This window comes from Fannyhessea sp. (assembly GCF_986145555.1).
This window is the reverse complement of the sequence record NZ_CFRCNA010000001.1, coordinates 38,930-51,228: the sequence shown is the minus strand read 5'-3', so window position 1 is coordinate 51,228 and position 12,299 is coordinate 38,930. Positions and strand designations below refer to the sequence as shown.

9 protein-coding genes are annotated in these 12,299 nt (G+C 40.0%); 7 read left to right on the top strand and 2 right to left on the bottom strand.

All coding sequences use genetic code 11. The features are described 5' to 3' along the window. The first annotated feature begins 11 nt into the window (after positions 1–11). The 5 genes from AC5GD6_RS00200 to AC5GD6_RS00180 all read left to right on the top strand — a co-directional run bounded on the left by AC5GD6_RS00200 (position 12) and on the right by AC5GD6_RS00180 (position 4,407). The gene (locus AC5GD6_RS00200) at positions 12–770 is read left to right on the top strand and encodes a YidC/Oxa1 family membrane protein insertase (RefSeq protein ID WP_048596601.1); all 759 of its coding nucleotides are present in this window, start codon (positions 12–14) and stop codon (positions 768–770) included. 30 nt (positions 771–800) lie between these two features. Continuing rightward, positions 801–1,628: a Jag family protein gene (locus AC5GD6_RS00195; protein ID WP_353585180.1), complete on the top strand. Its 828-nt coding sequence runs from the start codon at positions 801–803 to the stop codon at positions 1,626–1,628. Positions 1,629–1,874: 246 nt separating this feature from the next. Next, on the top strand, positions 1,875–2,720 hold the full coding sequence (gene rsmG / locus AC5GD6_RS00190) for a 16S rRNA (guanine(527)-N(7))-methyltransferase RsmG (RefSeq protein WP_276790096.1): 846 nt from the start codon (positions 1,875–1,877) through the stop codon (positions 2,718–2,720). A 39-nt stretch (positions 2,721–2,759) separates the two neighbouring features. Beyond that, entirely contained in the window at positions 2,760–3,551 is a 792-nt protein-coding gene (locus tag AC5GD6_RS00185; RefSeq protein WP_061103329.1) for a ParA family protein, read from the top strand. Next, positions 3,544–4,407 carry a ParB/RepB/Spo0J family partition protein gene (locus AC5GD6_RS00180; RefSeq protein ID WP_491845964.1) on the top strand — a complete coding sequence of 288 codons (864 nt, stop codon included), beginning with the start codon at positions 3,544–3,546 and terminating at the stop codon, positions 4,405–4,407. The genes AC5GD6_RS00185 and AC5GD6_RS00180 overlap by 8 nt, the downstream gene beginning before the upstream one ends. 131 nt (positions 4,408–4,538) lie before the next feature. Here the strand turns inward: AC5GD6_RS00180 and rlmN are convergent, their stop codons facing one another. Next, positions 4,539–5,789 (bottom strand): dual-specificity RNA methyltransferase RlmN, encoded by a 1,251-nt coding sequence (rlmN, locus tag AC5GD6_RS00175; RefSeq protein ID WP_487317409.1) that lies wholly within the window; start codon positions 5,787–5,789, stop codon positions 4,539–4,541. 116 nt (positions 5,790–5,905) lie between these two features. On the opposite strand from rlmN, the gene AC5GD6_RS00170 reads away from it, so the two are divergent. After that, a complete protein-coding gene (locus AC5GD6_RS00170; protein ID WP_491845963.1) occupies positions 5,906–6,859 on the top strand; it encodes a D-alanine--D-alanine ligase family protein in 954 nt (317 codons plus the stop codon). A gap of 23 nt (positions 6,860–6,882) precedes the next feature. After that, positions 6,883–9,909 carry a helicase C-terminal domain-containing protein gene (locus AC5GD6_RS00165; protein ID WP_491845962.1) on the top strand — a complete coding sequence of 1,009 codons (3,027 nt, stop codon included), beginning with the start codon at positions 6,883–6,885 and terminating at the stop codon, positions 9,907–9,909. A 42-nt stretch (positions 9,910–9,951) separates the two neighbouring features. Here AC5GD6_RS00165 and AC5GD6_RS00160 read toward each other — a convergent pair whose 3' ends face one another. After that, on the bottom strand, positions 9,952–12,234 hold the full coding sequence (locus tag AC5GD6_RS00160) for a WYL domain-containing transcriptional regulator (protein WP_311431232.1): 2,283 nt from the start codon (positions 12,232–12,234) through the stop codon (positions 9,952–9,954). Positions 12,235–12,299 lie beyond the last annotated feature (65 nt).

The window sequence follows — 12,299 nt, the reverse complement described above, 5'->3', positions numbered from 1 at the left end:
ACGGAGGACGTATGTGGGATTGGTTTATAGGAATATTAACTCAAATTCTTGAGCTTCTACAGTCGCTGTGTGGCGATTGGGGCTTAGCGGTTATTATATTAACTTTGATTATACGTGTGTTGTTAATACCACTTATGACCAAATCAACCGAATCTTCTGCACAAATGCAGGTACTGCAACCAAAAATGCAAGAGATTAAAGACAAATATGCCGATGATCCTGCGCGTATGAACGAAGAAATGCAAAAGTTTTATTCCGAGCATAAATTTAATATGCTTGGCGGATGTTTGCCAACACTTTTGCAAATGCCTATCTTTTTTGGTTTGTTTACCGTTGCAAGTAAGATTCCTCAAGACGCTTCGTTCTTTAATATACTTCCTTCTATTTCATTATCACCTCAAACAGTTTTTGAGCAGCAAGGTTTGTCTGGTGCGGCAATTTACATTCTTTTAGTTATTACCTTTAGCGTTATGACATTTATTCCAATGGTTATAACTTCTTCTACAACATCATCTCAACAACGTTCTCAAACGATAACTATGGGCGCTGTAATGAGTGTCTTTATGCTTTGGTTTGGATGGACTGTTCCAACTGCAGTTTTGCTGTATTACAACACTTCATCGGTTTGGCAAATTATCCAGCAAAAACTTGTAACCGATAGAGTTATGGCACGCGTTAAAAAAGAAACCGAAGAAAAAATGAAAAATCAGAGCGTGCAACCAGATGTTGTGAGAAAAGAAAAGAAAAATCGTCCTCATAAAAAGGGATAACCATTCATATCACTAAGGAGAGTTTATTTTATGAGTACCGAGTCACAATTTATGCCAGATAGCTTTGATTCACTGGATGAGTCTGATTCTCAGGTGAATCGTAGTGATTCTATGTTTAAAGATACTAAAGCTTCACTTGATGCGTTTTTAGCTCAACAACGTGCAGATGGTTTCTTTTCTGAAATTACTTCCACATCAAACCAGGAATATAAACCTTCCAAAGACGATAAGAAGCCTGTTCAACGTGAATTTTCCTCAAGAGCACTTAAAGATCAACACATTAAGGATGAACATATAGAAACTGAATATGTTCCAAGTGATAACCCTGTTATCAATGCAATTCATGATCATATGGTTGCTCGTGAGCCCCTGTCTGAAGAGGAAAAAGACTTTATTGCCTCTATTGTTGTAACACATCTTAAATCTATTCTGGGATTTTTTGGTGAAACAAGTGTTTCTATAGATGAATATGAAAGCGAAACAAACTCTCTTATTTTTGATATTTCTGGTGGCGATTTAGCTGTCCTTATAGGACGTCATGGCTTTACCCTAGAGGCGCTGCAAACCATTATTAATGCATTTGTAAGTAACGAACTGCATTTTTATTATCCAGTTACTATAGATGTTGAAGAATATAAGGTTCGCAGGAAAAAGAAAGTTGAAGCTATTGCCTTAGCCGCTGCTGCACGTGCACGTAATCGTCATGGCAAAGTTAGTTTGTCACCTATGAGTCCTGCTGAACGTAGATTAGTTCATATTGCACTTCTGGGGGATTCTTCTGTGGCAACACATTCCGAGGGCGTTGAACCCCATCGTAGAGTTGTTGTTACCTATGTAAGAAAAAATAGACAACGTTAATATCTTTTGTATATATTTTGAAAGAGCTGCAACTGTATGTGTTGCAGCTCTTTTTTATTAGACTTAAAACTATGTTTGTTTGTTACAAACTTTTATATGGCTAGCGATAAGTGATTGACCATAATCTACAATAAGATTTATCTAATAGGTATGAAGACTGCTTGAGATTTTGTATTTTACAATAAATAACATTTGGGTTAGCAGCTCATACTATTGTTCTGTTTGTTACAAAGAGAAATGATATATATGACAGCTTCTAATACTCAAACTAACATTACTTTACACGACATACCTCTGCCCTATCGTGACTTCTTAGCAACAGACAATAGTTCATACAGTTTTAATCAGACATTTTTAGATAAAGAGGAATCTTTTTTTATTAATGTGCTTTGTTATTTAGCGGATATGTTTGGTATAAGTCTTACCAGCAGCGAGGCAGATGTGTTGTATAAGCACTTCTGTTCAATGCGTGAGTATAACAAAGTTACAAACTTAACACGTATTACTGATACATGGAGCGCCCTTGTTCTGCATTATCTTGATTCGCTTTTGAATATGTTAGTTATGCAAAACTTAAATATTAACTTGCAGACACAAACTATTCTTGACTTAGGCACAGGCGCGGGATTTCCAGGTATTCCTTTATCAATAAAGGTGCCAAAAAAACTCGTATTATGTGATTCTGTCGGAAAAAAGACAAAATTTCTTTCACATTATATTAAAGAAAATCGTATTAATAACCCTATTTATATTGAGAATAAACGTGTCGAAGAACTTTCCCCTCAATACAATCAGCAGTTTACTCTGATTGTAACAAGAGCTGTAGCGCGTCTTTCTATTCTTCTTGAGTACGCTTCTCCCCTCTTACACAACAATGGTTTACTTATATGCTCTAAAGCACAACTCTCAGAAGAAGAGTTTCAACATGCAGAAAATATATCGTCTACATGCGGATTTAGATTTGTTTCACGTGAAACATTTGAGTTACCACTTCAAATGGGTCATAGAGAATTTGTTGTATATCGTAAAGAAAATAAAGCAAAGATAAAACTTCCAAGAAATATCGGTGATGCTGTTCATAAACCGTTGTAAAATGTTTCACGTGAAACAATAATCTCTGAGAGGTGTTTAATGGAGACAGAAGCTCAAACGAAACAATATAGGGGTCATATTATCCCAATCATTAACCAAAAAGGTGGTGTAGGGAAATCTACAACTGCTATAAATCTTTCATCATGCTTAGGCGAGCAGAAAAAGCGCGTTTTGGTTATTGATTTAGACCCACAAGGAAATACAACATCTGGTTTTGGCATTGATAAAACCTCACTCGAAAAGGATATTTATAATGCATTGCTGGATAACACTCCTTTGGAAGATCTAATTTATGAGACACCTCAAAAAAATGTTTGGGTTATACCAGCTACAATCCAACTTGCAGGTGCTGAAATTGAACTTGTGTCAAGTATAGCTCGTGAAAATATACTAAAAAGTTTGCTTGAACCCATTAGATATCAATACGATTATATTTTTATTGACTGTCCCCCATCACTTGGATTGCTTACTATTAATGCTCTGGTAGCAGCAGAAAACCTTCTCATTCCTATTCAATGTGAGTTTTATGCTCTTGAGGGAGTAAGCAAACTTATTGAGTCGATGAAAATGATTAATTCGAGGCTTAATCCAACACTTGATGTTTTTGGAGTAGTAATGACAATGTACGATCCACGTACCACGCTCTCAAAACAAGTGGTAAGTGAAGTAAGAAAATATTTTGGTTCCAAGGTGTTTAAAACGATTATTCCTCGAAGTGTTAAATTATCCGAAGCCCCAAGTCACGGACTTCCAATTAATCTTTATGCCCGTTTTAGCAAGGGGTCATTGGCATATCTTAAACTTGCAAAGGAAGTGAGTCGTCGTGGCTAAAAAATCTGGGTTGGGAAGAGGTCTTGAATCTCTTCTAACAAGTAGTGATACTGAGGCTGGAACTCCCAAGGAATCTGAGCTTATATCACTTGATAAAATCAAACCAAATAAAAATCAACCGAGAAAACATTTTGATCCAGTTCAACTACAAGAACTGGCGGATTCTATTAAGCAAAACGGTGTTTTACAGCCAATTTTAGTAAGAAAAAAAGGTTCAGCTTATGAGATTGTTGCAGGGGAGAGGCGTTTTCAGGCGGCAAAACAGGCTGGTCTAAAAGAAATACCAGTATGTGTTCGTAATATTTCAGACGAGGAAATTTTCAAACTTGCCTTGATCGAAAATCTGCAACGAGCAGACCTTAACCCCCTTGAAGAAGCTTTAGGCTACAAAAAACTTATTAAGCAACTTAAGGTGACACAAGAAGAACTGAGTAAGGTGTTATCAAAGTCGCGCTCGGCTATAAGTAATACTATGCGTTTGCTCGATTTACCTCAAGAAATCCAAAATTTGCTTGGTGATATGCTTATAAGTGCTGGACACGCTCGGTCATTATTGAGCATTCCTCAAGAAGAAGCACAAATAAAACTTGCAAAGAAGATAGTTGAAGAGCATTTATCGGTAAGAGAGACAGAAAAACTTGCTCCATTGTTTTCTGGCGCTACGTTAGATAAAAAACCTCGTACTGTGTTACCACAAGAATACAAGCGCGCTGCTCGCCAATTACATATTGCCCTTGGTGCCAAAGTTAAAGTTAAACAATCTGGTACCAAACATAGGATTGAAATTGAGTTTGCAGATAATGACGACTTAATGAGGCTTGTTAAGCGTATACAATCAGGTTCGTTAGAGGAATAAAGTCTTTAACATAGTTCTTTAACATAACAGTAAAAAGTGCCCATCTTATACAAGGTGGGCACTTTTGTAGAAATAATAATAAATTAAAATGTATGAAAGATAAATGTTGTTTTATACACGAATTTACACAGTTATATGCGTTTCTTTCCTACTACTTTTTGTTTAAGTTGGCCGCATGCAGCATCTATATCTGCGCCACGTGAATGACGAATAGTTGCCTCGACACCAAAACGTTTAAGTGTTTTAACAAAATGTTCAGCACGTTTTTCGCTGGTTGGTAAAAAGGGAGAATCATCTATCTTATTAAGTTGAATGAGATTGACATGTGCAAGCGTTCCAGCGCAAAAATCGCACAGTGCTGCAAGCTCTTCATCAGTATCATTAACACCCTTTATCAGTGCATATTCATAGGTTGGACGTCTGCCTGTTGCTTCTACATATAAATTCATGGTGTCGTGTAAGTGCTGCAGATTAAACCGTTTAACACCAGGCATGAGATAATCTCTGGTAGATTGAACGGCGGAATGCAGAGAAACGGCTAAGGTAAATTGCTCTTTTTCGTGAGAAAACTTTATGATGTTCGGCAGTATTCCACAGGTAGAAATAGTAAGATGTCGAGCTCCTACACCTAGGCCGTCAGCTGAGTTCATCATTTTAAGTGCAAATATGCTTGCGTCATAATTAGTAAGCGGTTCGCCTTGTCCCATAAGAACTGCACTCGCAACGCGCATTTGGAAATCGTCCTGTATGAATAGTGCTTGTTCGTAAATTTCATAACCCGTAAGCGAACGAGTAAGACCAGCTTTGCCCGTTGCGCAAAACACACAGCCCATGGCACAGCCAGCCTGTGTTGAAACACATATCGCAAGCTTGTTTTTAGTTGGCATACCCACACATTCTGCCATAACCCCATCTTGAAAGCGTAAAAGATACTTTCTACTACCGTCTTGTGAAACCTGCTTGCTTACGAGGGTAGGGGAGTATAAAGCAAATTTTTCTTCGAGCTGAATGCGCAACTTTTTAGACAGATTTGTCATATCATTAAAAGAGCGTGCATTCTTTTGCCACAACCATGCCTCAATTTGCTTAACTCTAAACGCAGGTTCTCCCATAGACGAAAGCGCATATGTTAGTTGATCATGGTTCAAACTTCTAATCTCAACTTTTTGAGGTATTTTTTGTTTATGCGAAGAATCTCTATGAGCTTCATTTATGCAACTACAACTTGGTTGCCGCGTTGATGTATGAGTGTTTGATTCATCTTCATCACCTGCGCTTGATGTTGGTTGCTGTGGATCTTTTTGTTTCTCCTTGTACAGAGCATGAACCTCATTGGCGATAGCTGTACGGTCTACTTTGGTTTTACTGTCTTGATTGTTCATATGCCTACGGTGAGCCTCTCTCGTAAGTGATAAATGTTGTATGCTAATACCACTTAACTACGTTGTATATGTATGTTTTCATTCTACCCAAATCACAGGCACGTAAGGAGACGGTTATGCAGAAAACTGATGTAACACATTATCGCGTTGCGGTATTGGCGGGGGGTTGGGCTGACGAAGCTCAGATATCGCTTCAATCTGGTACCGAATGTGTAAAAGCTCTTAAAACAGCTGGTTTTACAACAGTTGAGATGTTTGACGTTAAAGACCTTTCATTTATTCAACGACTTGCTGCGCATGAGTTTGACATTGCTTTTGTTGCTATGCATGGACGCTACGGTGAAGATGGCTGTATTCAAGGTTTGTTGGAAATTCTTCATATCCCTTATACATGCTCTGGAGTATTGGCGTCTGCTATGGGTACTGCAAAAGATATTGCTAAACTGGCATACGAAAATGCAGGTATTCCTACTCCCAAAGATATGTGCCTTGCTTCGGATGCCGAAGTTGATGAAAATGTAGTACAGAATATTGTAGATAAACTAGGATTGCCATTATTTGTAAAACCCACAGATAATGGTTCGAGTTTTGGTGTGTTTAAAGTTGAAGAACAAAAAGACCTTGCAGACGCAATTAAGGAAGCGCAAAAAACAGGAACACATGTTCTGATAGAGCAAGCTATTGTTGGTACCGAGATAACGGTACCTGTTATTGGAAACCATCATCCTCACGCGTTGCCTATTGTTGAAATTGTATTTAACGCTCCGTTTTATGATATACAAGCAAAAGCCGAGCCTGCAGCCCTTCACCATGTTATACCTGCACGTTTGGATAAAGATGTTTACGCTCGTGCACAAGAACTTGCCGAGCAAGCTCATGTGGCGCTTGGTTGTCGTGGTGTTTCGCGTACCGATTTTATTGTTGATAAAAACGGCGTGCCGTATGCTTTGGAAACTAATATTATTCCAGGTATGACTGAACGTAGTTTAATTCCCGATTCTGCAGCACATGAAGGCATGGGATTTCCTGAGCTTTGTAAGCGCTTGGTAGAATATGCATTAGAAAAATAATCCAGCGAATTTGGGTGACTGACGTGGAACAAGACAATCAACAAAGGCAAGATTTTGAGAAGAGAGTCAATGAATTCTTGCCCATGGATATTCATCCTCATATTCGTAAAAGATATACAACGCTTATGGAGCGCGCGTCTTTATACGATTTTGGCTGTTTAGAATCCGATATTGTGGCGCTTGACACCGAAACAACAGGGCTTTCGCATAAAAATGATCAGCTTACCCAAATTGCTGCCGTAAAGCTTGAAGAGGGGAGTGTGGTTGATGAGTTTACAACATTTGTAAATCCATCTCGTCCCATACCGCATAATATTGAAAAACTTACCAACATTTACAGCGTTGATGTAGAACACGCGCCAACTCCCCAAACAGCGGTTGCGCGTCTTGCTGATTTTGTTGAACTTGATCCTATTCTTGCTCACAATGCAAGCTTTGATAGGGCTTTTATTGAAGCTGCACAAAACAATACCTGTGTAAGTGATACCTGGATTGATACGCTGGCGCTTTCTCGCATAGCGTTTCCTGCGTTGACTTCGCACAAACTGCAGGATTTAGCGTATATCTTTGGCTGTGAAAGCGTTACTCATCGTGCGAATGACGATTGCACTGCCTTAGCAGGTGTGTGGCATTATATTTTGGCTGGTATTTGTGACATACCTCAAGGGGTTTTAACAACATTAGTAGAAGCGCATAACGAGGTTAACTGGCCATATAGATTCATTTTTTCGTATATACTTCACGAAGTGCTCCCAGAAAACAGCGACGCTCCTTTTGTGTATAGTTTAGCTGTTGAGAATACATCTGTTGGTATGTCAAATACGGGCACGATTTCCGAAATTAGACGAGATCTTTTTAACACGCATACCTATACGTTTCAAGCAGAGCATGCAAATCAAGATAAAACGGTTGATGAAACTCAAACAAAGCATGATTTTTCGTCTACGGGCTGTGTGGCTCAGATGTTTTTACCGCAAAATTACGAAGTGCGTCCAACACAACAAGAAATGGCTGTACGCGTAACGAGCTTGCAAAATAGCGGTCAATGCGGTGTTTTAGAGGTTGGAACAGGTGTAGGTAAAAGTCTTGCATATCTACTTCCTTCGGTTTCTCGTGCGGTACAAAATGATATACAAATAGGAGTTGCCACTAAAACCAACGCACTTGCAGAGCAGCTTATCAAAAAGGAATTGCCTCATTTACATGCGGTTTATCCCAAAGACTTTTCATATCTTATTGTGAAAGGTGCTGAGCACTATCCCTATCTTGAAGGGATTGATATGCTCTTGCGAGAAGAGTTTGATACATCGCAATTTAAAGATATTAGATTTTCCTCGTCAAAAATCAAGGCTGAAATTCTTACTACGGCGGCTCTTATATACAGTGCTTGTTGCGAATTAGTTGATGTTGATGTGGATAGCTTGGGTATTAGGTGGAACATGATTCCTAAAGGGGATTTTGTTGCATCGCATCACACAGGCTCAAGCCACACTTTGTCTACTTGTGCACCGCATTATATGTTAAGCGAGTTGCGCGAAAGAACTCAACATGCACATCTTGTGGTTACCAACCATGCATTACTTGCAACTGATATCGCGTTAGGGCATGTATTATTTCCACTTGTTTCCAATTGGATTGTTGATGAGGCTCATGGATTTGCTGATCAAGTTCGTGATCAATGGGCACAAGAGTTGTCTCAAGACGCCTTTTACGATCTGTTTTATACATTAGGTGGTATAAAAACTGGCTTGTTAGGTGACGCGTTTTCCAGCTCGTCTAACAGCGAGCAACAACCTCTTTTGCAAAAACTTATTTCAAAAGCGGCTGTGTTGGTGGCGCGGTTGCATGTTAAAAACGAAGATTTATTCGATTGTCTTAATGCTGTTACGCTTGATGACCGATATCGCTTTTCTCGTGGCGCGCATACACATATGATTCAGCGTGTAGACAACTCTATTGTTTCTCAAGATGCATGGAATGCGTTTTTAGACAAAATGAGCGAGTTTGCTAAAACATTCGATACGCTCGAGGCGGTGCTTACTCAACTTTGTAAGGTAATTTCAAGTGAGGCATCTCAGCATCGTGATTCTGACTTTAAGCGTGTATGTGCTTATGTTGCCTCGTATCTTGAGGTAATGACTCGTCTGACTCAAGGTTCAGAAGATGGGTTTGTATATACGGTTGAGCGAGTAAAGCAAAAGAAAGTATATCAGACCTATTTAAGGGAAACGTGTCTTGATATTGGAAAGCGTCTGTACACCGATTGGTACTTAGGTGCACAAAGTGTCCTATATACCTCTGCAACACTATCGATTGAACAATCATTTGAGTACTTTAATCATTTGGTTGGACTTGACAGGCTTAACAGCGATCGTGTAGAAACTAAAATGCTTCCTTCGCCATTTGATTACGAGAGTCATATGGGGGTTATTGTTCCTAATAACCTTGTGTTGCCACAGCATGAAAAATATATTCAGCACCTATCTAACCTGCTCTTTGATATTCATGTAGCCATGAATGGCTCGGTGCTAACGCTTTTTACCAATCGTCGTGAGATGGAGGCTGTGAGCTCAAAGCTTGCACCGCGCCTTGAAAGTCATGGTCTAACACTGCTTGAACAGCTTCCCACAACATCGGCACAGCAAATTATGCGTGGATTCAAAAAAGATACCACAGCGTCACTGGTAGCACTCAAGTCGTTTTGGGAGGGTATCGACGCGCCTGGGGATACGTTGCGTTGTGTTGTAATTCCTCGACTTCCGTTTTTACCACCAACCGATCCTATAGTTGAAGCGCTTACCGAACGCGACTCATCTACCTGGTGGAACTATGTGTTGCCTCGTGCAATTACCGAAATTCGTCAAGCAGCTGGGCGGCTTATTAGAACGCAACATGACAGTGGACTGGTGATTATTGCTGACGCGCGTGTTTTAAGCAAGGCATATGGAAAACACGTGCTTCACGCTTTACCAAATGCACGTCATCAGGAAATATCCTGTGAGAACATGAAGTCGTACATACAGATGTGGCGAAAAGCTCACGAAGAATAAACTTGTGTTCTTTACGTTCTTGGCGTTGCGTAGTGTTAAGTGTTATGCGATGTTTTGCTCTTTTAAGGAACTCGCTGTTGCAAGAAGCTTATCCGCATATACTTTTACCTGCTGAGAGAAGTTTGCATTGCTTGTACACACGCTATCAGCACAAGCGCACATGCGCTGTATAAGCCACGAGCTTGAAAACAGACGATACGATATTTTGATAACACCATCTAGTTCTTGCGGTTTCTTTGGTGAGTTTGGCCACCATAGTTTTTGTAGAATAGTAGGATCGGTAACAAAGAAGTCTATTAAATCCGTAGTTTCATGAGTGACGTGCAGAGTCGTGGAGTGTAAATCTGTAAGGTTTTTACAGGACGTAGAGGGGAGTTCTGTAATAGTATGCATGTTCTTGCATTTAAATACCCGTATGGCGCGCTTGTCCAAATCATATGCTTGAATATACCACGCTTGATCACGCCGTTGTAATTCAAGCGGTATTGCACGACGTTGATGAGATGAAGTTTGAGTTTGGTTGGTGAAAGAATTAGGTTTTTGTGACTCATTCATCGTGCGGCAACACGAGAAATGTGATTTTACGTAGGTAAATTGTATAACATGCTGATTGCGCAGAGCGTGAGTTATGACTGACAACTCTTGCATTGTGCTTGCCACCTGCTGTGACTGCGCTTCAGATTTGTGCACTTCAGGCGTACACGAGCTGTTGTGAGCGCTTTTTACAACATTTGTTTGTAAGTAGGTTAAAAATTCATCTTTGTTTGCAAAACCCTGGAGAGCCAGCGCTTCGGTAAGTGCTTTGGTTTCGGCCAGCGTTAAACACATGCTTCGTCCTTTAATGCCATATGAATCGTAATGTGGATCATAGAGCGTTACGCTTTGAATAGGCGCGTCCTGACAGGATTCGTCCTGCGCAACACAAGACGCTGCGTTAATTGAATTATTGCTGGTGGTATTAGGACTTTCAGCATCTACACATGTGAGAGTTAAGCCAGGAAATTGCGTGTCGCCACCGAGCATAAGTAACAATTGCAATATTTTTTGTGCTTGGTCGCGCTGGCAATTCGTGATTTGCATAATTTGCTCTTCGGTAAGCGTATCTCCATTGTGTTGAAGCCTTCCCACAAGAGAAATGAGAAGTTTAATAAGCGATTTTGTATCTTTTCGTCCGCGCGTATGTTGTGATGTGGCCTTGTTGTCAGCTGATGAAGGCGTCTGCTTTATAGTATTAGGTTGCTCAACATAAAAATTTTCTGTGCAGTGCAAAAGTTTTTTCCATGCAGTGCGTAACGCAGATGGCGCAAGGGGAATACAGTTGTTTTCGATAGCCCAGCGCACCGTAAGATCAATATTAGCAACCTGTGTTTTCCATAACGCAACATGCTGTAGTGCAGTTGCTCGTTGCGCCTTGGTGATTGTTTGTTTACTTTTGCAAAGCTGCGCTGGATGCAAGTGCATATGACATGCTTCGCGCACTTCTTCGGGGCAGCTATTCAGAACAGCAAACGTTGCTTCTAAGTGGTCATTTCCCAGTTGATAGGGCATAACACGATAATCAAGCGATGAAAAATCTTGAGGTGGTGTGTAAGTTTTTGAAGTGAGTGTAACTTTTACAAATCGATCTAAACGAAACACACGAATGTGCTTATGAGTACAGGTTTCAGACGATGATGGTTTGCCGTGTTTTTCGTTCTGTTTTTCGTCGCTTTTTTCGGCAACAAAATAGGTGTGCTCGTGAAATCCAAAAGTTCCGAGTGGCGCAAGATTATAAGAGCGAGCCTCTCCATTTTGTACGGTATACACGCAGCTCACATAATGATGTGTGCTCAGCGCTTGAATTAGGGTGGCAAGTACAGTTTGTTTAGTTTGCTCGTTTGCGCAGGTATCTACCGGAAAAGATGATGTCTGCTTAGCAATGGGTAAGGTTGATATATGTGGTTGGGAGTCAAGTTTTATAAGCGCGCTTCTTAATTCATCTCTCCATGCAAACGAATTATCACGCGTAAGGGGATCGCACAGAACGCGTAGTGCCTGCATGAAAATTGGTGAAAATCTATGGATGATAAAACTCTTTTTCTCATTGACTTGCCATGATATGCATGGTTTTCCTTGTTGTAGATCTGTGTGTTTCATAAAAACAAAGCCACAAGATTCAAGGCGAGCTATATCGCGTTTAAGTGCTTTAACTTGGGATTCTCTTTTTTCGATTGAAGTGTAAAACATCGACAAAAGATGATCTTCGCTTACGCTTGATGCATTGTTCATGAAGTACGTTGCTAATGCAACAATCCGTCGAACGGCATAATCATTTTCGGTAAACATATCTCACTGCCTTGTATTCTTTTTGAAGAAGCTTTGTGGAACAATCAAAATCTACGATATTAGTA

Bases quoted from the DNA above. Each gene is read 5' to 3' on its own strand.
- AC5GD6_RS00200 (WP_048596601.1), top strand. From the start codon at position 12: ATGTGGGATTGGTTTATAGGAATATTAACTCAAATTCTTGAGCTTCTA.
- AC5GD6_RS00195 (WP_353585180.1), top strand. From the start codon at position 801: ATGAGTACCGAGTCACAATTTATGCCAGATAGCTTTGATTCACTGGAT.
- rsmG (WP_276790096.1), top strand. From the start codon at position 1,875: ATGACAGCTTCTAATACTCAAACTAACATTACTTTACACGACATACCT.
- AC5GD6_RS00185 (WP_061103329.1), top strand. From the start codon at position 2,760: ATGGAGACAGAAGCTCAAACGAAACAATATAGGGGTCATATTATCCCA.
- rlmN (WP_487317409.1), bottom strand. From the start codon at position 5,789: ATGAACAATCAAGACAGTAAAACCAAAGTAGACCGTACAGCTATCGCC.
- AC5GD6_RS00170 (WP_491845963.1), top strand. From the start codon at position 5,906: ATGCAGAAAACTGATGTAACACATTATCGCGTTGCGGTATTGGCGGGG.
- AC5GD6_RS00160 (WP_311431232.1), bottom strand. From the start codon at position 12,234: ATGTTTACCGAAAATGATTATGCCGTTCGACGGATTGTTGCATTAGCA.